The 24,879-nt window shown below is 47.1% G+C and carries 8 protein-coding genes, 8 tRNA genes and 9 rRNA genes; 4 read left to right on the top strand and 21 right to left on the bottom strand.

All coding sequences use genetic code 11. From position 1 onward, the window contains the following. Window positions 1-45: 45 nt before the first annotated feature. The 4 genes from AB8613_RS09495 to AB8613_RS09480 all read right to left on the bottom strand — a co-directional run bounded on the left by AB8613_RS09495 (window position 46) and on the right by AB8613_RS09480 (window position 453). Window positions 46-121, bottom strand: a tRNA-Thr gene (locus tag AB8613_RS09495). A 13-nt stretch (window positions 122-134) separates the two neighbouring features. Further along, window positions 135-209 (bottom strand) — tRNA-Gly (locus tag AB8613_RS09490). 39 nt (window positions 210-248) lie between these two features. Then, window positions 249-333 (bottom strand) — tRNA-Tyr (locus AB8613_RS09485). 44 nt (window positions 334-377) lie between these two features. After that, window positions 378-453: transfer RNA gene (locus AB8613_RS09480), tRNA-Thr, on the bottom strand. A gap of 210 nt (window positions 454-663) precedes the next feature. Between AB8613_RS09480 and coaA the strand changes: the two genes are divergently transcribed. Next, window positions 664-1,587, top strand: coding sequence for a type I pantothenate kinase (gene coaA, locus AB8613_RS09475; RefSeq protein WP_019823834.1), 924 nt, complete (start codon window positions 664-666; stop codon window positions 1,585-1,587). Window positions 1,588-1,594: 7 nt separating this feature from the next. On the opposite strand, the gene birA is transcribed toward coaA, so the two are convergent. Together birA and murB are read right to left on the bottom strand one after the other, a co-directional pair. Next, window positions 1,595-2,560 (bottom strand): bifunctional biotin--[acetyl-CoA-carboxylase] ligase/biotin operon repressor BirA, encoded by a 966-nt coding sequence (gene birA, locus AB8613_RS09470; RefSeq protein ID WP_372383757.1) that lies wholly within the window; start codon window positions 2,558-2,560, stop codon window positions 1,595-1,597. Next, a complete protein-coding gene (gene murB / locus AB8613_RS09465) occupies window positions 2,557-3,603 on the bottom strand; it encodes a UDP-N-acetylmuramate dehydrogenase (RefSeq protein ID WP_146492022.1) in 1,047 nt (348 codons plus the stop codon). The genes birA and murB overlap by 4 nt, the downstream gene beginning before the upstream one ends. 66 nt (window positions 3,604-3,669) lie before the next feature. Between murB and AB8613_RS09460 the strand changes: the two genes are divergently transcribed. Next, the gene (locus tag AB8613_RS09460) at window positions 3,670-4,101 is read left to right on the top strand and encodes a GNAT family N-acetyltransferase (RefSeq protein ID WP_060983728.1); all 432 of its coding nucleotides are present in this window, start codon (window positions 3,670-3,672) and stop codon (window positions 4,099-4,101) included. A 91-nt stretch (window positions 4,102-4,192) separates the two neighbouring features. Further along, a complete protein-coding gene (pssA, locus tag AB8613_RS09455) occupies window positions 4,193-5,533 on the top strand; it encodes a CDP-diacylglycerol--serine O-phosphatidyltransferase (protein ID WP_146492021.1) in 1,341 nt (446 codons plus the stop codon). Between the two features lie 332 nt (window positions 5,534-5,865). Here the strand turns inward: pssA and AB8613_RS09450 are convergent. From AB8613_RS09450 to AB8613_RS09390, 13 genes are all read right to left on the bottom strand, one after another. Further along, window positions 5,866-5,942, bottom strand: a tRNA-Asp gene (locus tag AB8613_RS09450). 43 nt (window positions 5,943-5,985) lie between these two features. Continuing rightward, window positions 5,986-6,101 (bottom strand): 5S ribosomal RNA (gene rrf / locus AB8613_RS09445). Window positions 6,102-6,213: 112 nt separating this feature from the next. Beyond that, window positions 6,214-9,107, bottom strand: a 23S ribosomal RNA gene (locus AB8613_RS09440). Between the two features lie 364 nt (window positions 9,108-9,471). Then, window positions 9,472-9,547: transfer RNA gene (locus AB8613_RS09435), tRNA-Val, on the bottom strand. Between the two features lie 33 nt (window positions 9,548-9,580). After that, window positions 9,581-9,656: transfer RNA gene (locus AB8613_RS09430), tRNA-Lys, on the bottom strand. Window positions 9,657-9,658: 2 nt separating this feature from the next. Next, window positions 9,659-9,734 (bottom strand) — tRNA-Glu (locus AB8613_RS09425). Window positions 9,735-9,857: 123 nt separating this feature from the next. Beyond that, a 16S ribosomal RNA gene (locus AB8613_RS09420) occupies window positions 9,858-11,412 on the bottom strand. A gap of 392 nt (window positions 11,413-11,804) precedes the next feature. Further along, window positions 11,805-11,920 (bottom strand): 5S ribosomal RNA (rrf, locus tag AB8613_RS09415). A 112-nt stretch (window positions 11,921-12,032) separates the two neighbouring features. After that, window positions 12,033-14,926: ribosomal RNA gene (locus AB8613_RS09410) — 23S ribosomal RNA — on the bottom strand. Between the two features lie 351 nt (window positions 14,927-15,277). Continuing rightward, window positions 15,278-16,832: ribosomal RNA gene (locus AB8613_RS09405) — 16S ribosomal RNA — on the bottom strand. 392 nt (window positions 16,833-17,224) lie between these two features. Continuing rightward, window positions 17,225-17,340 (bottom strand): 5S ribosomal RNA (rrf, locus tag AB8613_RS09400). Between the two features lie 112 nt (window positions 17,341-17,452). After that, window positions 17,453-20,346 (bottom strand): 23S ribosomal RNA (locus AB8613_RS09395). 383 nt (window positions 20,347-20,729) lie between these two features. Next, window positions 20,730-22,283, bottom strand: a 16S ribosomal RNA gene (locus tag AB8613_RS09390). The 16S, 23S and 5S rRNA genes sit together here with 4 tRNA genes alongside, the layout of an rRNA operon. Before the next feature lie 622 nt (window positions 22,284-22,905). Here AB8613_RS09390 and AB8613_RS09385 point away from each other — a divergent pair. Then, on the top strand, window positions 22,906-23,358 hold the full coding sequence (locus AB8613_RS09385) for an RNA-binding protein (RefSeq protein ID WP_017061054.1): 453 nt from the start codon (window positions 22,906-22,908) through the stop codon (window positions 23,356-23,358). Here AB8613_RS09385 and murI read toward each other — a convergent pair. Further along, entirely contained in the window at window positions 23,321-24,127 is an 807-nt protein-coding gene (gene murI, locus AB8613_RS09380) for a glutamate racemase (RefSeq protein WP_372384812.1), read from the bottom strand. The genes AB8613_RS09385 and murI overlap by 38 nt on opposite strands. Before the next feature lie 60 nt (window positions 24,128-24,187). Continuing rightward, entirely contained in the window at window positions 24,188-24,853 is a 666-nt protein-coding gene (locus tag AB8613_RS09375; RefSeq protein WP_372383756.1) for an ATPase, read from the bottom strand. Window positions 24,854-24,879: the final 26 nt, after the last annotated feature.

The following is a 24,879-nucleotide window of genomic DNA, read 5'->3' as shown; positions in this document are numbered from 1 at the left end:
CCAAAAAAAATGGTTTTCTTTATTAAAGGAGAAGAAGCTTTAGACTGGTGCTAATACCCAGAGTCGAACTGGGGACCTCACCCTTACCAAGGGTGCGCTCTACCGACTGAGCTATATCAGCACACAAAATGAGTTGGAGCGTGCAGCGGGAATCGAACCCGCATCATCAGCTTGGAAGGCTGAGGTAATAGCCATTATACGATGCACGCAACACGTAACTCTGTTTGAGCTATTTAACCTTTAGAATATGGTGGAGAGGGACGGATTCGAACCATCGAAGGCAGTGCCAACAGATTTACAGTCTGCTCCCTTTGGCCACTCGGGAACCTCTCCAAATTTTGAGCTTTCTCTCGCTTGCCTTAAAGGAAGGGAGAAAGTGGTGCCGACTACCGGAATCGAACTGGTGACCTACTGATTACAAGTCAGTTGCTCTACCTACTGAGCTAAGTCGGCACAAGTGGGGCGCATTTTATTGAATGATTTTCCACCTTGCAATAGGAAATTGAAAAAAAGTGCAAAATTCTCTCACCAAACTCCTACATACGGCTATTTAGCTCAAGGTTTACGTCTTTAACCCGCATCTAGTACAGGAAGATATTTTATTTATCTATCGCTTGATGTATTTTCCATGCACTTGTTTTGTTATCCACTATAGAGTTTTGTATGAGCCCATTTATGTCATTTGACCGCGAACGTTGGTCTGAGCTAAGGAATTTAGTTCCGATGACACTTTCTGAGAGCGACTTAAAGGAGCTTCAAGGCATCAATGAAAAGCTCACAATGGAAGAGGCAGTAGAGATCTATCTACCACTATCTCGTCTATTGAACCTCTATGTGGCAGCCAGACAGAATAGAAACTCGGTACTCCACCAATTTCTAGATAAAAAAGAGAAAGCGCCACCTTTTATCATCGGTATTGCGGGTAGCGTAGCCGTTGGCAAAAGTACCACTGCGCGTCTGCTTAAAGCCCTACTCTCTCGCTGGGAAAACCACCCAAAAGTTGAACTAGTGACAACCGATGGCTTTTTATATCCAAACGAGGTGTTAGAAGATAAAGGGTTGATGAGCAAAAAGGGCTTTCCGGAGTCTTACGATATCAAGCGTTTAGTGAACTTTGTTTCGGATGTAAAAGCTTGCAAGAGAAATGTCACAGCCCCTGTTTACTCGCATCTTACGTACAATATTACTGATGACGTTAAGTGCGTCGACCTACCAGATGTGCTTATTATTGAAGGGCTTAATGTTTTACAAACCGGAATGAATTATCCACACGAGCCACATCGCGTGTTTATTTCAGACTTCCTTGATTTCTCACTCTATGTTGACGCTGATAGCCAACAAATCAAAGAGTGGTACGTCAATCGTTTTATGAAATTCCGCGATGGTGCGTTTACTAAGCCTGGCTCTTACTTTAGTCATTACACTAAGTTATCAAACCAAGCCGCATTGGATAAAGCGGAAGGTATCTGGAGTTCAATTAATGGCTTGAACCTTGAACAAAATATCCTTCCGACAAGAGAAAGGGCTCACCTGATTCTACGTAAAGGCGCAGATCATATGGTTGAAGAAGTGTTACTAAGAAAATAGTAACGCCTTAGTCGCCTTTTCTTAGCGATATCTCGCCACCAATATAGCTCTCGACACCATTCTCAGTTTTGAGCAATACAGCACCTTGTTCATCGATGCCTTGAACAACACCTTCAATTTCTCTAGGTCCAATGATCAACCTAACATTGCGGCCTAAGAAATTATCCAAGCGGTTCCAACGCTCTACAAAATTGGACATCCCTTTCAGCTCATAATCAACAAGAGATTTATCCCAGGCATTGATCAGAGCCTGCGCTAACTGATTTCGGTCTGGCACCTGACCGTCACACACCTCTTTAAGAGAAGTCCATGGCTGTCCAATACCTGATGTTGTAGGATCCATGGATAGGTTTAGCCCTAAACCAATAACAATATGAGCAGCGCCACCGGACTGTCCTGACAGCTCTACCAAGATACCAGCAAGCTTCTTGTCATTGTGGTAAAGGTCGTTCGGCCATTTGAGCTTTACACCTTCTACACCCATCTCTTCCAAAGCTTCAACAACAGCGACACCAACCACAAGGCTTAAGCCCATTGCGGCAGCCATCCCTGCGTCGAGTCTCCAATACATTGAAAGATAGAGGTTTGCACCGAATGGCGATACCCACTCTCGTCCACGGCGTCCACGTCCTGCAGCTTGATATTCAGCAATACAAACAGAACCCGATTCGAGGGTGTTAGTTCGCTCTAATAGATGCTGGTTTGTAGAACCTATGATTGGAATGAGCTCAAGAGAAGCATCGCGACTAACTGCAGACAATTTTTCTTGGTCAAGCATATCTAAACAGCTTGCTAGCTTATAGCCCTTGCCTTGTACTCGGTAGATATCTAAACCCCACTCTTGAATACCTTTAATGTGCTTACTGATAGCCGCTCGTGATACACCTATCATTTCACCTAGGTCTTCACCTGAATGAAACTCACCGTCAGCAAGACATCTCAATAGCGCTAGCTTGGTACTGTGTTCTCTCATGTCAGGGACTCCAAAGCCTTATCTAGGTTTGTCTCGCGGTCTCGCCCCATAAAACGTACTTCATGTTCCAATCGAATATCGAATTTATTCAAGACGGACTGACGCACTCGCTCTGCAAGCTTAAGGATATCCACAGCAGAAGCCTCATCATAATTGATGATAACCAATGCTTGATTGGGGTGAACCTGAGCACCACCTTCTATCACGCCCTTGAACTGGCATTGATCAATCAGCCAACCAGCAGCGACTTTGATCATATCATTACTCTCATAACCGACAATGTTTGGGTATAGAGCTAACAGGCGATCAAAATGATCTTTGGTGATCACAGGGTTTTTGAAGAAGCTGCCTGCATTCCCTTGTACTCTAGGGTCTGGCAGCTTACTTGAACGGATAGCACACACTTCATCAAATATAGTACGAGGAGAGAGACTATCGGCTGCTAGGCTTTTCAACGGACCATAGTGATTACATGGCTCCCACTCTTTAGGCAACGTTAAACCAATCGCAACAACAATCGCTTTACCGTAGAGAGCATGTTTGAAAATAGAATCTCGGTAACCAAAGAGACACTCTTCGTTGCTTAACCGTTTAACTGTATAAGTATCCAGGCACAGGGTATCGACATACCCGCATACGTCTTGCAGCTCAACACCATACGCACCAATATTCTGAATCGGAGCAGAGCCTGAACAGCCGGGTATCATTGCTAGATTTTCTAGCCCACCAAGCCCTTTATCCACACTCCACTCAACTAAGCTTGGCCAATCCTCCCCACCACTTACATGTAGTAGGTGGTGACTGTCAGTCTCGGTCAACTCAATCCCGGCTAATTTATTCACAATGACCAGGCCTGCGAAGTGCTCAGTAAAAAGCATATTACTGCCCTTACCCAGTATCAACTTAGGTAAAGCTGACCATTTAGGGTCTTTGTAAAGCGAAATCAGTTCTTCGGTAGTGGTTACTTCAACCAACGCATCACACGTCTGATCGATGGAAAAAGTATGAACATTTTTTAAACTAGCATTGAGATGGAATTGCATGGCGATATTCAATTAACTTACACTGCGGTCATTCTACAGCAGATAAACCAATGGCGCAGTGACTGAATGAACAATGTCATCATTACTCAATTAGACCCAGTAAAGGTTCCCCTAGTTAAACGTTTCTATAAAGAACATTACCCAACGGGAAAAGCGAATAAAAGTGAACTGATCTATTCTTTATTACTGGATAACGAGCTGTGCGGAGTCGTGCGTTTTCGTACAATAGAAAATAATCGCTTACTTACCGGTATGGCTATATCAAAACAACATCGCGGCAAACAATTAGGCTCGCAGCTTATGGATTATTGTGCGCAACATACGCTTACGGAAGACGATTACTGCTTTGCTTACGCTCATCTCACCAATTTTTACGCGCGACATGAATTCGTACGAGTAGACCCTAAAGATCTGCCAAATGGATTAAGAGTTTTATACGAGCGCTATTCGAATAGCGGAAAAGATCTCATTCCTATGCATTATCAGCAAAATTGTTAGAGAATGCCTCGATTATCTAGTATTTGGTGCTATCCCTTTGGTAAAATTAAAGGTTCGCAATTTTGCATATTTTTAAGGTAAAACAGTCAATATGATTGCCAGTAGGAATCCATTCATACAGTTGCCAACCATAGCGCAGAATCCTGACAAGTTTGAAGTACTACTATCAGCGCAAGAGTTTCGAATTCGCCTACTTGATGAGATATCTCGCGCAACGACTCGTATTAGTTTAGTCGCTTTGTATCTTGAAGATGATGAGGCTGGCCGTGAGATCCTAACTGCCTTATATGAAGCAAAGCAAAAGAATCCAGAATTAGACGTAAGCGTTTGTGTCGATTGGCACCGAGCGCAGCGCGGATTGATTGGTGCAGAGTCTTCTGAAGGCAATGCTGCCATGTATAAAGAGTTTGCAGAAAAATATCAGCACTCTGTACCTGTCTATGGCATTCCAGTTCGCGGCAAAGAAGTCTTTGGCGTATTGCACTTAAAAGGCTTTATCGTCGATGATAGCGTGATATACAGCGGTGCAAGCCTTAACAATATCTACCTGAATTACCATGACCGCTATCGCTTTGATCGTTACCACGTTTTAAACAACGCAGCGCTTGCGGACTCGATGTTTACCTACGTACACGAACAGATGGTTGCGGACAGCGCTGTTTATGACTTGGCTGATAAGAATAAGCCGGTAACCAAAGAACTGAAACCAGCGATTCGTCAATTTCGTGCATCGTTGGCAAGATCTCAGTATCAGTTTGATGGTCAAGAGGTTTCAGCAGATCAAGTTGCTGTAACACCATTGGTTGGTATCGGTAAGAGACGTAACCGTCTAAATCAGGGAATCAATCAACTCGTAGCTCAAGCTAAAGATGAAATCTTTATCTGCACACCTTACTTCAACTTCCCACCTAGTCTAGCTAAAGAAGTGAAGAAAGCGCTTAAGCGTGGCGTAAAGGTCAGCATTGTTGTTGGCGATAAGACAGCAAATGATTTCTTTATCTCACCAGAAGAAGAGTTTAAAACGATTGGTGGTTTACCATACCTTTACGAATTGAACTTACGTCGTTTCGCTAAGGCCAATGAAGCTCATATTGCTAGCCGCAATCTATCAATTCGACTTTGGCAACACGATTCCAATAGCTTCCACCTAAAGGGCATTTGGGTCGATAAGCGCTACATGCTACTAACAGGTAATAACCTAAACCCTCGCGCATGGAAGCTGGACCTAGAGAACGGTATCTTTATCCAAGATAACTACCACCACCTAACAGACAAGTTCCAGGCTGAAGTGGATAATATCCTTCAACACACTCAGCTTATCTGTACTTATAAGCAGTTAGATAAGATAGAGAGCTACCCGATGGAAGTTCAGAAGTTGATTCGTAAGATCACTCGTGTAAAAGCCGACAGAGTGCTTAAACAAATACTGTAGTCGATGTACTAGAAACACTATTTATCAACGCCTAGCAAATGCTAGGCGTTTTTGTATCTACAAGATAGCCTAGCAGCTCCTGTCGATTTCTAGAGAGACGCCTCAATAGGTAGCGATGAGGTGTGTAGCAAAAATCCGAAGCTCATACACCAAAAGCGACGAAGCCTAGTCGTCAGACTAGGCTTTCTAATATATGCCGAAATAGCGAGGGTACTTAATGCAGATTTACCCACTAGGGACAAAACCTTAACGGAGCCCATTCTGCTGGAGAAAAACACTTTTCTTCAAATGTAAAAAAGCCCTGCTATTGCTAGCAGGGCTTTTCTAATAAGTGGCGGAGTGGACGGGACTCGAACCCGCGACCCCCGGCGTGACAGGCCGGTATTCTAACCAACTGAACTACCACTCCGCAGTGGAATACTTGTCGTCGCTGACAAGTGTTCAAATTTAAAGCCTGGCGATGTCCTACTCTCACATGGGGAAGCCCCACACTACCATCGGCGCTATTGTGTTTCACTTCTGAGTTCGGCATGGAATCAGGTGGGTCCACAATGCTATGGTCGCCAAGCAAATTTTAAAATTCGGAAAGCTGCTTCTCTATTTAATAGAGCTATAAAAGTTATTCTCTTCAAACTCATTCAAGGTCTGTCTTTGAGTCCACAAAACCCCTTGGGTGTTGTATGGTTAAGCCTCACGGGCAATTAGTACAGGTTAGCTCAATGCCTCGCAGCACTTACACACCCTGCCTATCAACGTCGTAGTCTACGACAACCCTTTAGGACACTTATAGTGCCAGGGAAAACTCATCTCAAGGCTCGCTTCCCGCTTAGATGCTTTCAGCGGTTATCGATTCCGAACTTAGCTACCGGGCAATGCCATTGGCATGACAACCCGAACACCAGAGGTTCGTCCACTCCGGTCCTCTCGTACTAGGAGCAGCCCCTTTCAATTTTCCAACGCCCACGGCAGATAGGGACCGAACTGTCTCACGACGTTCTAAACCCAGCTCGCGTACCACTTTAAATGGCGAACAGCCATACCCTTGGGACCGACTTCAGCCCCAGGATGTGATGAGCCGACATCGAGGTGCCAAACACCGCCGTCGATATGAACTCTTGGGCGGTATCAGCCTGTTATCCCCGGAGTACCTTTTATCCGTTGAGCGATGGCCCTTCCATTCAGAACCACCGGATCACTATGACCTGCTTTCGCACCTGCTCGAATTGTCATTCTCGCAGTCAAGCGGGCTTATGCCATTGCACTAACCACACGATGTCCAACCGTGTTTAGCCCACCTTCGTGCTCCTCCGTTACTCTTTGGGAGGAGACCGCCCCAGTCAAACTACCCACCAGGCACTGTCCGTAATCCCGATTCAGGGACCAACGTTAGAACATCAAAACTACAAGGGTGGTATTTCAAGGACGACTCCACCACATCTAGCGACGCGGTTTCAAAGTCTCCCACCTATCCTACACATGTAGGTTCAATGTTCAGTGCCAAGCTGTAGTAAAGGTTCACGGGGTCTTTCCGTCTAGCCGCGGGTACACTGCATCTTCACAGCGATTTCAATTTCACTGAGTCTCGGGTGGAGACAGCGTGGCCATCATTACGCCATTCGTGCAGGTCGGAACTTACCCGACAAGGAATTTCGCTACCTTAGGACCGTTATAGTTACGGCCGCCGTTTACCGGGGCTTCGATCAAGAGCTTCGACCGAAGTCTAACCCCATCAATTAACCTTCCGGCACCGGGCAGGCGTCACACCGTATACGTCATCTTACGATTTTGCACAGTGCTGTGTTTTTAATAAACAGTTGCAGCCACCTGGTATCTGCGACTCTCGTCTGCTCCATCCGCAAGGGACTTCACTGATAAGAGCGTACCTTCTCCCGAAGTTACGGTACCATTTTGCCTAGTTCCTTCACCCGAGTTCTCTCAAGCGCCTTGGTATTCTCTACCCGACCACCTGTGTCGGTTTGGGGTACGATTCCTTACAATCTGAAGCTTAGAGGCTTTTCCTGGAAGCATGGCATCAATGACTTCACTACCGTAGTAGCTCGACATCGTATCTCAGCGTTAGTAGCGGTCCGGATTTACCTAAACCACCCGCCTACGTACTTGAACCTGGACAACCGTCGCCAGGCCCACCTAGCCTTCTCCGTCCCCCCATCGCAATTGTAAGAAGTACGGGAATATTAACCCGTTTCCCATCGACTACGCCTTTCGGCCTCGCCTTAGGAGTCGACTTACCCTGCCCCGATTAACGTTGGACAGGAACCCTTGGTCTTCCGGCGAGGGAGTTTTTCACTCCCTTTATCGTTACTCATGTCAGCATTCGCACTTCTGATACCTCCAGCAGCCCTTACAGACCACCTTCAACGGCTTACAGAACGCTCCCCTACCCCACATACCCTAAGGTACGTAGCCGCAGCTTCGGTGTATAGCTTAGCCCCGTTACATCTTCCGCGCAGGCCGACTCGACCAGTGAGCTATTACGCTTTCTTTAAATGATGGCTGCTTCTAAGCCAACATCCTGGCTGTCTGAGCCTTCCCACATCGTTTCCCACTTAGCTATACTTTGGGACCTTAGCTGGCGGTCTGGGTTGTTTCCCTCTCCACGACGGACGTTAGCACCCGCCGTGTGTCTCCCGGATAGTACTTACTGGTATTCGGAGTTTGCAAAGGGTTGGTAAGTCGGGATGACCCCCTAGCCTTAACAGTGCTCTACCCCCAGTAGTATTCGTCCGAGGCGCTACCTAAATAGCTTTCGGGGAGAACCAGCTATCTCCAGGTTTGATTGGCCTTTCACCCCTAGCCACAAGTCATCCGCTAATTTTTCAACATTAGTCGGTTCGGTCCTCCAGTTGATGTTACTCAACCTTCAACCTGCCCATGGCTAGATCACCTGGTTTCGGGTCTAATCCTAGCAACTGTACGCCCAGTTAAGACTCGGTTTCCCTACGGCTCCCCTAAACGGTTAACCTTGCTACTAAAATTAAGTCGCTGACCCATTATACAAAAGGTACGCAGTCACACCACGAAGGTGCTCCTACTGCTTGTACGTACACGGTTTCAGGTTCTATTTCACTCCCCTCACAGGGGTTCTTTTCGCCTTTCCCTCACGGTACTGGTTCACTATCGGTCAGTCAGTAGTATTTAGCCTTGGAGGATGGTCCCCCCATATTCAGACAGGATATCACGTGTCCCGCCCTACTCGTTTTCACTGATGATGAGATGTCGATTACGGGGCTATCACCCTTTACTGCGGCACTTTCCAGAGCCTTCATCTGTCTCATTAAAAGCTTAAGGGCTAATCCAATTTCGCTCGCCGCTACTTTCGGAATCTCGGTTGATTTCTCTTCCTCGGGGTACTTAGATGTTTCAGTTCCCCCGGTTTGCCTCCTATTGCTATGTATTCACAACAGGATACTTACTTATGTAAGTGGGTTTCCCCATTCAGGAATCCCAGACTCAAAAGGTTATTACTACCTAATCTGGGCTTATCGCAAGTTATTACGCCTTTCATCGCCTCTGACTGCCAAGGCATCCACCGTGTACGCTTAGTCACTTAACCATACAACCCGAAAGGGTCTTATGTATGGCAACTAACCAAGGTTTTTGGTTGTCATCAAGAAGGGTTAATTCTTGATAACTGTTTGCCGGACTCAATGTGATTCAAACAAGTTTGAATCGAATACAAGACACTTGAATGTGTTTGTTGTGTTTATCTAATGAAAGATAAACATTGAGAACTTTTAAATTTGATTGAATTACTCGTAAGTAATCAATCAGTCAGCTTTCCAAATTGTTAAAGAGCATGAGACTTTAAGAACCAGTGTTCTAAAATTCACATTTTCTAAAGACTCTCACAGTCGAAAAATCAAACCAGCGACATAAGAAGTGGTTTGGAGTTTTAACTTCCAAGAATATTTAGAGAATGGTGGGCGATACCGGGCTCGAACCAGTGACCCCCTGCTTGTAAGGCAGGTGCTCTCCCAACTGAGCTAATCGCCCACTAAAAGTTTTAATTCCTTCGTGGAGAAAGAATGGTGGGTCGTGCAGGATTCGAACCTGCGACCAATTGATTAAAAGTCAACTGCTCTACCAACTGAGCTAACGACCCAATGGTATCCCGTAGGGGAGTCGAACCCCTGTTACCGCCGTGAAAGGGCGGTGTCCTAGGCCTCTAGACGAACGGGACACTGCTAATTTATCTCCACTTTAAAAAGTAGAAACAAACTTTGAAGAACTTGGGAGTTCTTCATCTCTTTGCTTTTCTAAACCTAATCAATCTGTGTGGACACTTATCGTGAATATCTTCGTATAAGGAGGTGATCCAGCCCCAGGTTCCCCTAGGGCTACCTTGTTACGACTTCACCCCAGTCATGAACCACAAAGTGGTGAGCGTCCTCCCCGAAAGGTTAAACTACCCACTTCTTTTGCAGCCCACTCCCATGGTGTGACGGGCGGTGTGTACAAGGCCCGGGAACGTATTCACCGTAGCATTCTGATCTACGATTACTAGCGATTCCGACTTCATGGAGTCGAGTTGCAGACTCCAATCCGGACTACGACGCACTTTTTGGGATTCGCTCACTATCGCTAGCTTGCTGCCCTCTGTATGCGCCATTGTAGCACGTGTGTAGCCCTACTCGTAAGGGCCATGATGACTTGACGTCGTCCCCACCTTCCTCCGGTTTATCACCGGCAGTCTCCCTGGAGTTCCCGACATTACTCGCTGGCAAACAAGGATAAGGGTTGCGCTCGTTGCGGGACTTAACCCAACATTTCACAACACGAGCTGACGACAGCCATGCAGCACCTGTCTCAGAGCTCCCGAAGGCACACCTGCGTCTCCGCTGGCTTCTCTGGATGTCAAGAGTAGGTAAGGTTCTTCGCGTTGCATCGAATTAAACCACATGCTCCACCGCTTGTGCGGGCCCCCGTCAATTCATTTGAGTTTTAATCTTGCGACCGTACTCCCCAGGCGGTCTACTTAACGCGTTAGCTCCGAAAGCCACGGCTCAAGGCCACAACCTCCAAGTAGACATCGTTTACGGCGTGGACTACCAGGGTATCTAATCCTGTTTGCTCCCCACGCTTTCGCATCTGAGTGTCAGTATCTGTCCAGGGGGCCGCCTTCGCCACTGGTATTCCTTCAGATCTCTACGCATTTCACCGCTACACCTGAAATTCTACCCCCCTCTACAGTACTCTAGTTCACCAGTTTCAAATGCAGTTCCGAGGTTGAGCCCCGGGCTTTCACATCTGACTTAATGAACCACCTGCATGCGCTTTACGCCCAGTAATTCCGATTAACGCTCGCACCCTCCGTATTACCGCGGCTGCTGGCACGGAGTTAGCCGGTGCTTCTTCTGTTGCTAACGTCAAGAGATAGCGCTATTAACACTACCCCCTTCCTCACAACTGAAAGTACTTTACAACCCGAAGGCCTTCTTCATACACGCGGCATGGCTGCATCAGGCTTTCGCCCATTGTGCAATATTCCCCACTGCTGCCTCCCGTAGGAGTCTGGACCGTGTCTCAGTTCCAGTGTGGCTGATCATCCTCTCAGACCAGCTAGGGATCGTCGCCTTGGTGAGCCATTACCTCACCAACTAGCTAATCCCACCTAGGCATATCTTGACGCGAGAGGCCCGAAGGTCCCCCTCTTTGGCCCGTAGGCATTATGCGGTATTAGCCATCGTTTCCAATGGTTATCCCCCACATCAAGGCAATTTCCTAGGCATTACTCACCCGTCCGCCGCTCGACGCCCATTAACGCACCCGAAGGATTGTTAGTGTCGTTTCCGCTCGACTTGCATGTGTTAGGCCTGCCGCCAGCGTTCAATCTGAGCCATGATCAAACTCTTCAATTTAAGATTTTGTGACTCAACGAATACTGACTTCAAAACTAATATTCATGTAAACATGAATATGTAATTCTAAAGCTATTACCATTCCAACAGAATGGTAATGAATTGACTGTGCCAAATAACCGAAGTTATTTGTATTGGTCACTCAGTTCATTGAAATCAATTTTGATTCCGAAGAATCTGTTTTATCTAATGATAAAACGTTTTGATATTCATCAACGAGTGCCCACACAGATTGATAGGTTTAAATTGTTAAAGAGCTTTGCTTTCAGTGCCTTAGCACTTAAGCAGGACGCGTATAATACGCTTTCTACTTTGAAAGTCAACATAAAATACTAAGAAAACTTAGAACTCTATGGTGACTTGTCTACTTTGTAGACAAAGTCGAAATTAAAGCCTGGCGATGTCCTACTCTCACATGGGGAAGCCCCACACTACCATCGGCGCTATTGTGTTTCACTTCTGAGTTCGGCATGGAATCAGGTGGGTCCACAATGCTATGGTCGCCAAGCAAATTTTAAAATTCGGAAAGCTGCTTCTCTATTTAATAGAGCTATAAAAGTTATTCTCTTCAAACTCATTCAAGGTCTGTCTTTGAGTCCACAAAACCCCTTGGGTGTTGTATGGTTAAGCCTCACGGGCAATTAGTACAGGTTAGCTCAATGCCTCGCAGCACTTACACACCCTGCCTATCAACGTCGTAGTCTACGACAACCCTTTAGGACGCTTATAGCGCCAGGGAAAACTCATCTCAAGGCTCGCTTCCCGCTTAGATGCTTTCAGCGGTTATCGATTCCGAACTTAGCTACCGGGCAATGCCATTGGCATGACAACCCGAACACCAGAGGTTCGTCCACTCCGGTCCTCTCGTACTAGGAGCAGCCCCTTTCAATTTTCCAACGCCCACGGCAGATAGGGACCGAACTGTCTCACGACGTTCTAAACCCAGCTCGCGTACCACTTTAAATGGCGAACAGCCATACCCTTGGGACCGACTTCAGCCCCAGGATGTGATGAGCCGACATCGAGGTGCCAAACACCGCCGTCGATATGAACTCTTGGGCGGTATCAGCCTGTTATCCCCGGAGTACCTTTTATCCGTTGAGCGATGGCCCTTCCATTCAGAACCACCGGATCACTATGACCTGCTTTCGCACCTGCTCGAATTGTCATTCTCGCAGTCAAGCGGGCTTATGCCATTGCACTAACCACACGATGTCCAACCGTGTTTAGCCCACCTTCGTGCTCCTCCGTTACTCTTTGGGAGGAGACCGCCCCAGTCAAACTACCCACCAGGCACTGTCCGTAATCCCGATTCAGGGACCAACGTTAGAACATCAAAACTACAAGGGTGGTATTTCAAGGACGACTCCACCACATCTAGCGACGCGGTTTCAAAGTCTCCCACCTATCCTACACATGTAGGTTCAATGTTCAGTGCCAAGCTGTAGTAAAGGTTCACGGGGTCTTTCCGTCTAGCCGCGGGTACACTGCATCTTCACAGCGATTTCAATTTCACTGAGTCTCGGGTGGAGACAGCGTGGCCATCATTACGCCATTCGTGCAGGTCGGAACTTACCCGACAAGGAATTTCGCTACCTTAGGACCGTTATAGTTACGGCCGCCGTTTACCGGGGCTTCGATCAAGAGCTTCGACCGAAGTCTAACCCCATCAATTAACCTTCCGGCACCGGGCAGGCGTCACACCGTATACGTCATCTTACGATTTTGCACAGTGCTGTGTTTTTAATAAACAGTTGCAGCCACCTGGTATCTGCGACTCTCGTCTGCTCCATCCGCAAGGGACTTCACTGATAAGAGCGTACCTTCTCCCGAAGTTACGGTACCATTTTGCCTAGTTCCTTCACCCGAGTTCTCTCAAGCGCCTTGGTATTCTCTACCCGACCACCTGTGTCGGTTTGGGGTACGATTCCTTACAATCTGAAGCTTAGAGGCTTTTCCTGGAAGCATGGCATCAATGACTTCACTACCGTAGTAGCTCGACATCGTATCTCAGCGTTAGTAGCGGTCCGGATTTACCTAAACCACCCGCCTACGTACTTGAACCTGGACAACCGTCGCCAGGCCCACCTAGCCTTCTCCGTCCCCCCATCGCAATTGTAAGAAGTACGGGAATATTAACCCGTTTCCCATCGACTACGCCTTTCGGCCTCGCCTTAGGAGTCGACTTACCCTGCCCCGATTAACGTTGGACAGGAACCCTTGGTCTTCCGGCGAGGGAGTTTTTCACTCCCTTTATCGTTACTCATGTCAGCATTCGCACTTCTGATACCTCCAGCAGCCCTTACAGACCACCTTCAACGGCTTACAGAACGCTCCCCTACCCCACATACCCTAAGGTACGTAGCCGCAGCTTCGGTGTATAGCTTAGCCCCGTTACATCTTCCGCGCAGGCCGACTCGACCAGTGAGCTATTACGCTTTCTTTAAATGATGGCTGCTTCTAAGCCAACATCCTGGCTGTCTGAGCCTTCCCACATCGTTTCCCACTTAGCTATACTTTGGGACCTTAGCTGGCGGTCTGGGTTGTTTCCCTCTCCACGACGGACGTTAGCACCCGCCGTGTGTCTCCCGGATAGTACTTACTGGTATTCGGAGTTTGCAAAGGGTTGGTAAGTCGGGATGACCCCCTAGCCTTAACAGTGCTCTACCCCCAGTAGTATTCGTCCGAGGCGCTACCTAAATAGCTTTCGGGGAGAACCAGCTATCTCCAGGTTTGATTGGCCTTTCACCCCTAGCCACAAGTCATCCGCTAATTTTTCAACATTAGTCGGTTCGGTCCTCCAGTTGATGTTACTCAACCTTCAACCTGCCCATGGCTAGATCACCTGGTTTCGGGTCTAATCCTAGCAACTGTACGCCCAGTTAAGACTCGGTTTCCCTACGGCTCCCCTAAACGGTTAACCTTGCTACTAAAATTAAGTCGCTGACCCATTATACAAAAGGTACGCAGTCACACCACGAAGGTGCTCCTACTGCTTGTACGTACACGGTTTCAGGTTCTATTTCACTCCCCTCACAGGGGTTCTTTTCGCCTTTCCCTCACGGTACTGGTTCACTATCGGTCAGTCAGTAGTATTTAGCCTTGGAGGATGGTCCCCCCATATTCAGACAGGATATCACGTGTCCCGCCCTACTCGTTTTCACTGATGATGAGATGTCGATTACGGGGCTATCACCCTTTACTGCGGCACTTTCCAGAGCCTTCATCTGTCTCATTAAAAGCTTAAGGGCTAATCCAATTTCGCTCGCCGCTACTTTCGGAATCTCGGTTGATTTCTCTTCCTCGGGGTACTTAGATGTTTCAGTTCCCCCGGTTTGCCTCCTGTTGCTATGTATTCACAACAGGATACTTACTTATGTAAGTGGGTTTCCCCATTCAGGAATCCCAGACTCAAAAGGTTATTACTACCTAATCTGGGCTTATCGCAAGTTATTACGCCTTTCATCGCCTCTGACTGCCAAGGCATCCACCGTGTACGCTTAGTCACTTAACCATACAACCCGAAAGGGTCTTATGTATGGCAACTAACCAAGGTTTTTGGTTGTCATCAAGAAGGGTTAATTCTCGATGACTGTTTGCCGGACTCAATTGTGAATCAATGTAAACATTGATTCGAATACAAGACACTTGAATGTGTTTGTTGTGTTTACCATAAAGATAAACATTGAGAACTTTTAAATTTGATTGAATTACTCGTAAGTAATCAATCAGTCAGCTTTCCAAATTGTTAAAGAGCATAAAGCAAAAAGCTTTAATCAATAACTTACGTTATTAATTAAAGCTCTGGCTTTAACTAAATCTAAACCATCAATCTGTGTGGACACTTATCGTGAGTATCTTCGTATAAGGAGGTGATCCAGCCCCAGGTTCCCCTAGGGCTACCTTGTTACGACTTCACCCCAGTCATGAACCACAAAGTGGTGAGCGTCCTCCCCGAAAGGTTAAACTACCCACTTCTTTTGCAGCCCACTCCCATGGTGTGACGGGCGGTGTGTACAAGGCCCGGGAACGTATTCACCGTAGCATTCTGATCTACGATTACTAGCGATTCCGACTTCATGGAGTCGAGTTGCAGACTCCAATCCGGACTACGACGCACTTTTTGGGATTCGCTCACTATCGCTAGCTTGCTGCCCTCTGTATGCGCCATTGTAGCACGTGTGTAGCCCTACTCGTAAGGGCCATGATGACTTGACGTCGTCCCCACCTTCCTCCGGTTTATCACCGGCAGTCTCCCTGGAGTTCCCGACATTACTCGCTGGCAAACAAGGATAAGGGTTGCGCTCGTTGCGGGACTTAACCCAACATTTCACAACACGAGCTGACGACAGCCATGCAGCACCTGTCTCAGAGCTCCCGAAGGCACACCTGCGTCTCCGCTGGCTTCTCTGGATGTCAAGAGTAGGTAAGGTTCTTCGCGTTGCATCGAATTAAACCACATGCTCCACCGCTTGTGCGGGCCCCCGTCAATTCATTTGAGTTTTAATCTTGCGACCGTACTCCCCAGGCGGTCTACTTAACGCGTTAGCTCCGAAAGCCACGGCTCAAGGCCACAACCTCCAAGTAGACATCGTTTACGGCGTGGACTACCAGGGTATCTAATCCTGTTTGCTCCCCACGCTTTCGCATCTGAGTGTCAGTATCTGTCCAGGGGGCCGCCTTCGCCACTGGTATTCCTTCAGATCTCTACGCATTTCACCGCTACACCTGAAATTCTACCCCCCTCTACAGTACTCTAGTTCACCAGTTTCAAATGCAGTTCCGAGGTTGAGCCCCGGGCTTTCACATCTGACTTAATGAACCACCTGCATGCGCTTTACGCCCAGTAATTCCGATTAACGCTCGCACCCTCCGTATTACCGCGGCTGCTGGCACGGAGTTAGCCGGTGCTTCTTCTGTTGCTAACGTCAAGAGATAGCGCTATTAACACTACCCCCTTCCTCACAACTGAAAGTACTTTACAACCCGAAGGCCTTCTTCATACACGCGGCATGGCTGCATCAGGCTTTCGCCCATTGTGCAATATTCCCCACTGCTGCCTCCCGTAGGAGTCTGGACCGTGTCTCAGTTCCAGTGTGGCTGATCATCCTCTCAGACCAGCTAGGGATCGTCGCCTTGGTGAGCCATTACCTCACCAACTAGCTAATCCCACCTAGGCATATCTTGACGCGAGAGGCCCGAAGGTCCCCCTCTTTGGCCCGTAGGCATTATGCGGTATTAGCCATCGTTTCCAATGGTTATCCCCCACATCAAGGCAATTTCCTAGGCATTACTCACCCGTCCGCCGCTCGACGCCCATTAACGCACCCGAAGGATTGTTAGTGTCGTTTCCGCTCGACTTGCATGTGTTAGGCCTGCCGCCAGCGTTCAATCTGAGCCATGATCAAACTCTTCAATTTAAGATTTTGTGACTCAACGAATACTGACTTCAAAACTAATATTCATGTAAACATGAATATGTAATTCTAAAGCTATTACCATTCCAACAGAATGGTAATGAATTGACTGTGCCAAATAACCGAAGTTATTTGTATTGGTCACTCAGTTCATTGAAATCAATTTTGATTCCGAAGAATCTGTTTTATCTAACGATAAAACGTTTTGATATTCATCAACGAGTGCCCACACAGATTGATAGGTTTAAATTGTTAAAGAGCTTTGCTTTCAGTGCCTTAGCACTTAAGCAGGACGCGTATAATACGCTTTCTACTTTGAAAGTCAACATAAAATACTAAGAAAACTTAGAACTCTATGGTGACTTGTCTACTTTGTAGACAAAGTCGAAATTAAAGCCTGGCGATGTCCTACTCTCACATGGGGAAGCCCCACACTACCATCGGCGCTATTGTGTTTCACTTCTGAGTTCGGCATGGAATCAGGTGGGTCCACAATGCTATGGTCGCCAAGCAAATTTTAAAATTCGGAAAGCTGCTTCTCTATTTAATAGAGCTATAAAAGTTATTCTCTTCAAACTCATTCAAGGTCTGTCTTTGAGTCCACAAAACCCCTTGGGTGTTGTATGGTTAAGCCTCACGGGCAATTAGTACAGGTTAGCTCAATGCCTCGCAGCACTTACACACCCTGCCTATCAACGTCGTAGTCTACGACAACCCTTTAGGACGCTTATAGCGCCAGGGAAAACTCATCTCAAGGCTCGCTTCCCGCTTAGATGCTTTCAGCGGTTATCGATTCCGAACTTAGCTACCGGGCAATGCCATTGGCATGACAACCCGAACACCAGAGGTTCGTCCACTCCGGTCCTCTCGTACTAGGAGCAGCCCCTTTCAATTTTCCAACGCCCACGGCAGATAGGGACCGAACTGTCTCACGACGTTCTAAACCCAGCTCGCGTACCACTTTAAATGGCGAACAGCCATACCCTTGGGACCGACTTCAGCCCCAGGATGTGATGAGCCGACATCGAGGTGCCAAACACCGCCGTCGATATGAACTCTTGGGCGGTATCAGCCTGTTATCCCCGGAGTACCTTTTATCCGTTGAGCGATGGCCCTTCCATTCAGAACCACCGGATCACTATGACCTGCTTTCGCACCTGCTCGAATTGTCATTCTCGCAGTCAAGCGGGCTTATGCCATTGCACTAACCACACGATGTCCAACCGTGTTTAGCCCACCTTCGTGCTCCTCCGTTACTCTTTGGGAGGAGACCGCCCCAGTCAAACTACCCACCAGGCACTGTCCGTAATCCCGATTCAGGGACCAACGTTAGAACATCAAAACTACAAGGGTGGTATTTCAAGGACGACTCCACCACATCTAGCGACGCGGTTTCAAAGTCTCCCACCTATCCTACACATGTAGGTTCAATGTTCAGTGCCAAGCTGTAGTAAAGGTTCACGGGGTCTTTCCGTCTAGCCGCGGGTACACTGCATCTTCACAGCGATTTCAATTTCACTGAGTCTCGGGTGGAGACAGCGTGGCCATCATTACGCCATTCGTGCAGGTCGGAACTTACCCGACAAGGAATTTCGCTACCTTAGGACCGTTATAGTTACGGCCGCCGTTTACCGGGGCTTCGATCAAGAGCTTCGACCGAAGTCTAACCCCATCAATTAACCTTCCGGCACCGGGCAGGCGTCACACCGTATACGTCATCTTACGATTTTGCACAGTGCTGTGTTTTTAATAAACAGTTGCAGCCACCTGGTATCTGCGACTCTCGTCTGCTCCATCCGCAAGGGACTTCACTGATAAGAGCGTACCTTCTCCCGAAGTTACGGTACCATTTTGCCTAGTTCCTTCACCCGAGTTCTCTCAAGCGCCTTGGTATTCTCTACCCGACCACCTGTGTCGGTTTGGGGTACGATTCCTTACAATCTGAAGCTTAGAGGCTTTTCCTGGAAGCATGGCATCAATGACTTCACTACCGTAGTAGCTCGACATCGTATCTCAGCGTTAGTAGCGGTCCGGATTTACCTAAACCACCCGCCTACGTACTTGAACCTGGACAACCGTCGCCAGGCCCACCTAGCCTTCTCCGTCCCCCCATCGCAATTGTAAGAAGTACGGGAATATTAACCCGTTTCCCATCGACTACGCCTTTCGGCCTCGCCTTAGGAGTCGACTTACCCTGCCCCGATTAACGTTGGACAGGAACCCTTGGTCTTCCGGCGAGGGAGTTTTTCACTCCCTTTATCGTTACTCATGTCAGCATTCGCACTTCTGATACCTCCAGCAGCCCTTACAGACCACCTTCAACGGCTTACAGAACGCTCCCCTACCCCACATACCCTAAGGTACGTAGCCGCAGCTTCGGTGTATAGCTTAGCCCCGTTACATCTTCCGCGCAGGCCGACTCGACCAGTGAGCTATTACGCTTTCTTTAAATGATGGCTGCTTCTAAGCCAACATCCTGGCTGTCTGAGCCTTCCCACATCGTTTCCCACTTAGCTATACTTTGGGACCTTAGCTGGCGGTCTGGGTTGTTTCCCTCTCCACGACGGACGTTAGCACCCGCCGTGTGTCTCCCGGATAGTACTTACTGGTATTCGGAGTTTGCAAAGGGTTGGTAAGTCGGGATGACCCCCTAGCCTTAACAGTGCTCTACCCCCAGTAGTATTCGTCCGAGGCGCTACCTAAATAGCTTTCGGGGAGAACCAGCTATCTCCAGGTTTGATTGGCCTTTCACCCCTAGCCACAAGTCATCCGCTAATTTTTCAACATTAGTCGGTTCGGTCCTCCAGTTGATGTTACTCAACCTTCAACCTGCCCATGGCTAGATCACCTGGTTTCGGGTCTAATCCTAGCAACTGTACGCCCAGTTAAGACTCGGTTTCCCTACGGCTCCCCTAAACGGTTAACCTTGCTACTAAAATTAAGTCGCTGACCCATTATACAAAAGGTACGCAGTCACACCACGAAGGTGCTCCTACTGCTTGTACGTACACGGTTTCAGGTTCTATTTCACTCCCCTCACAGGGGTTCTTTTCGCCTTTCCCTCACGGTACTGGTTCACTATCGGTCAGTCAGTAGTATTTAGCCTTGGAGGATGGTCCCCCCATATTCAGACAGGATATCACGTGTCCCGCCCTACTCGTTTTCACTGATGATGAGATGTCGATTACGGGGCTATCACCCTTTATTGCGGCACTTTCCAGAGCCTTCATCTGTCTCATTAAAAGCTTAAGGGCTAATCCAATTTCGCTCGCCGCTACTTTCGGAATCTCGGTTGATTTCTCTTCCTCGGGGTACTTAGATGTTTCAGTTCCCCCGGTTTGCCTCCTGTTGCTATGTATTCACAACAGGATACTTACTTATGTAAGTGGGTTTCCCCATTCAGGAATCCCAGACTCAAAAGGTTATTACTACCTAATCTGGGCTTATCGCAAGTTATTACGCCTTTCATCGCCTCTGACTGCCAAGGCATCCACCGTGTACGCTTAGTCACTTAACCATACAACCCGAAAGGGTTTCTATTTGCTTTCACTTTAAAAAGTGAAGACAAATAAGCGTATGGCAACTAACCAAGGTTTTTGGTTGTCATCAAGAAGGGTTAATTCTTGATAACTGTTTGCCGGACTCAATGTGATTCAAACAAGTTTGAATCGAATACAAGACACTTGAATGTGTTTGTTGTGTCTACCATAAAGGTAAACATTGAGAACTTTTAAATTTGATTGAATTACTCGTAAGTAATCAATCAGTCAGCTTTCCAAATTGTTAAAGAGCATAAAGCAAAAAGCTTTAATCAATAACTTACGTTATTAATTAAAGCTCTGGCTTTAACTAAATCTAAACCATCAATCTGTGTGGACACTTATCGTGAATATCTTCGTATAAGGAGGTGATCCAGCCCCAGGTTCCCCTAGGGCTACCTTGTTACGACTTCACCCCAGTCATGAACCACAAAGTGGTGAGCGTCCTCCCCGAAAGGTTAAACTACCCACTTCTTTTGCAGCCCACTCCCATGGTGTGACGGGCGGTGTGTACAAGGCCCGGGAACGTATTCACCGTAGCATTCTGATCTACGATTACTAGCGATTCCGACTTCATGGAGTCGAGTTGCAGACTCCAATCCGGACTACGACGCACTTTTTGGGATTCGCTCACTATCGCTAGCTTGCTGCCCTCTGTATGCGCCATTGTAGCACGTGTGTAGCCCTACTCGTAAGGGCCATGATGACTTGACGTCGTCCCCACCTTCCTCCGGTTTATCACCGGCAGTCTCCCTGGAGTTCCCGACATTACTCGCTGGCAAACAAGGATAAGGGTTGCGCTCGTTGCGGGACTTAACCCAACATTTCACAACACGAGCTGACGACAGCCATGCAGCACCTGTCTCAGAGCTCCCGAAGGCACACCTGCGTCTCCGCTGGCTTCTCTGGATGTCAAGAGTAGGTAAGGTTCTTCGCGTTGCATCGAATTAAACCACATGCTCCACCGCTTGTGCGGGCCCCCGTCAATTCATTTGAGTTTTAATCTTGCGACCGTACTCCCCAGGCGGTCTACTTAACGCGTTAGCTCCGAAAGCCACGGCTCAAGGCCACAACCTCCAAGTAGACATCGTTTACGGCGTGGACTACCAGGGTATCTAATCCTGTTTGCTCCCCACGCTTTCGCATCTGAGTGTCAGTATCTGTCCAGGGGGCCGCCTTCGCCACTGGTATTCCTTCAGATCTCTACGCATTTCACCGCTACACCTGAAATTCTACCCCCTCTACAGTACTCTAGTTCACCAGTTTCAAATGCAGTTCCGAGGTTGAGCCCCGGGCTTTCACATCTGACTTAATGAACCACCTGCATGCGCTTTACGCCCAGTAATTCCGATTAACGCTCGCACCCTCCGTATTACCGCGGCTGCTGGCACGGAGTTAGCCGGTGCTTCTTCTGTTGCTAACGTCAAGAGATAGCGCTATTAACACTACCCCCTTCCTCACAACTGAAAGTACTTTACAACCCGAAGGCCTTCTTCATACACGCGGCATGGCTGCATCAGGCTTTCGCCCATTGTGCAATATTCCCCACTGCTGCCTCCCGTAGGAGTCTGGACCGTGTCTCAGTTCCAGTGTGGCTGATCATCCTCTCAGACCAGCTAGGGATCGTCGCCTTGGTGAGCCATTACCTCACCAACTAGCTAATCCCACCTAGGCATATCTTGACGCGAGAGGCCCGAAGGTCCCCCTCTTTGGCCCGTAGGCATTATGCGGTATTAGCCATCGTTTCCAATGGTTATCCCCCACATCAAGGCAATTTCCTAGGCATTACTCACCCGTCCGCCGCTCGACGCCCATTAACGCACCCGAAGGATTGTTAGTGTCGTTTCCGCTCGACTTGCATGTGTTAGGCCTGCCGCCAGCGTTCAATCTGAGCCATGATCAAACTCTTCAATTTAAGATTTTGTGACTCAACGAATACTGACTTCAAAACTAATATTCATGTAAACATGAATATGTAATTCTAAAGCTATTACCATTCCAACAGAATGGTAATGAATTGACTGTGCCAAATAACCGAAGTTATTTGTATTGGTCACTCAGTTCATTGAAATCAATTTTGATTCCGAAGAATCTGTTTTATCTAACGATAAAACGTTTTGATATTCATCAACGAGTGCCCACACAGATTGATAGGTTTAAATTGTTAAAGAGCTCTAGCGTTTTGTGATTTACATCTCAGTCGCTAGGGGTGCGTACTATACCTGCACCACTTTGAGAGTCAAGGGTTATTTTCAAACTCTTTTTCTCTACCGATTTCGCTGTGTGACTTTCGTCTCACTCCGTGTCGGTGAGGCGGCATTATAGAGAGATTGAAGGGGAGCACAAGGGCTTTTTGAAATAAAAGTTTTGTTCGCCTAAAAAGCCACCAGATCCGCATTTTTCGAATAAAAACTAAACATTTGAGACGTATCACAGCAATACATTGGAAAAATGGAAGCCATGAACGTAAGATTCATGTGTCTATTTTGTTAATGGTAGATGCGTCTATTTCGTTTATTAATATGTAGTATTCCGATATGAACTCAAAAAAATCGATGTTGTTAATTGTCGCACTGGCTGTATTAGGCGGCATTGTTTTCTCTCAGGTAGATATATCGCCTGCAATTACCTTTATCCTTGGTGTCTTGGCTTCCGCTTTTGTTGTTAACTTTTCAAGCACCGACTCAAAATCAGATTCAGAACCTAAGGCTTCAACAAAAACACTTTATGTGGGTAACCTTCCATACAAAGCGAACGAATCACATGTACGTGAATTATTCTCAGAGCATGGTGAAGTATTTGCAGTACGTTTAATGAAAGACAAACGTACTGGTAAAAGAAGAGGCTTTGGATTTGTTGTTATGGCAAGTAATGATGTGAATCATGCAATATCTGCACTTAACGATAAAGATTACATGCAACGAACTTTAAAAGTACGTGTTGCAAATGATCCTAAACATCCTGAAGCGGACGAATCTGAACTGAGCTAAACCCTAACTGCTTTAACATACTATTTAGTGCACTTTCTTTTTTAGGGAGTGCACTACAAAAAACCTCACGCACTCCACCTTCTTTATTAATGCTTTCCAAGCTCAACAAATCTTGAACCCGCTTAGCTATCGCTTTACCAGAATCTATCAGCACTACGCTTTCACCTAATACTTGTTGAATCTCTGATTTGATCAGTGGGAAGTGGGTACATCCTAAAACTGCCACATCAATCATGTTGATCATCGGTTGAAGAATTTGCTGCAACTCTTCAAGGCTAATCTCCTCGCCTCTAAGTTTATCTTCGGCCATATCCACCAGCCGAGTGGAACCTAATAGCTCCACTCTTTTATTACTCGAAAAATTTTTGATTAGATCGTGTGTGTATTCACGAGTAATCGTCGCTGGAGTTGCAATAAGGCCAACGGCTTTATTAGCCAATAATGAAGCTGGTTTGATTGCCGGGACAACACCGACAATAGGGATAAGATTATTAGCGCGAAGTGTAGGCAAGACTATCGTACTGGCCGTATTACAAGCTATCACTACAATATCAATAGCGTGACTCACCACAAAACTGGCCACAATACTTTGGACTCGCTGAATGAGAACTAGCTGATCGAGCTCACCATATGGGTAAGCCTCATTATCGAATACATAGATATAGTTGTGATTGGGTAGTAACTGGCTTATCTCTTTATATACAGACAGACCGCCAACTCCAGAATCAAAGACCAATATGTTTTTTTGTATGCTTTCCGACACAACCATTACCTGTAATAAGTTCCACAGCAATGATACCCTTTCACTTAGTTTTCGCCAATCATCACTCTACATAATGCAAGCTCGGTAGCGTTGATGCACAAAGCACTCACCCTGCTCTGCATTTTCTAGCTCTATCTTAAGTTTTCCTTTAAAGCATGGCGCTGACGTTACTAAGGTATGAAACTCACCATCTTCACCACATGGGTCGACGTGACTTGGCAGACTGTCTATTAGTTCAGGTGTGTATTCTTTCCCGCAATAGCTCATGTCTAATGCATCGATATCAACTGTGACGAGAAAGGTTTCGATTCCTCTATCTATTATTTCTTGAGCCAGCGCTTGGCTACTCTGTCCCAGTAGAGGAAAAACACACTCCCAACCCGCAGGTTCTATATAACTTCTTCGGTAATCAGCAATACCATTGCAAAACATATCGCCGAATGCCACGGCATCGATAAATAAACCAGATCCTTTAAGTGCCGTAACAATAGTACTTTGATAGATCTCATTACTTGGGAAGACTTCCGGCAGCTCAATCGTTATTAATGGCAAACCAATCAATGTTGCCTGCATTCCGACAACCTCGATTGGTGTTACTTGGAAAGGAACCTCATTTCCCACATACGTAGTATAGAGAGCAACAACTTCATACTCAGTGCTTTCAAGTAGACGTTCTAGGGTTAATGTAGAGTCTTTGCCTGATGACCAACTTATGACGACTTTCTTTTTCATTGATATACCCAATAAGAAAAAACCGC

Source organism: Vibrio sp. BS-M-Sm-2 (assembly GCF_041504345.1).
Taxonomy (GTDB): domain Bacteria; phylum Pseudomonadota; class Gammaproteobacteria; order Enterobacterales; family Vibrionaceae; genus Vibrio; species Vibrio satsumensis.
Note: the sequence above shows the minus strand (reverse complement) of the source record. Positions and strands in the feature narration are given on the sequence as shown.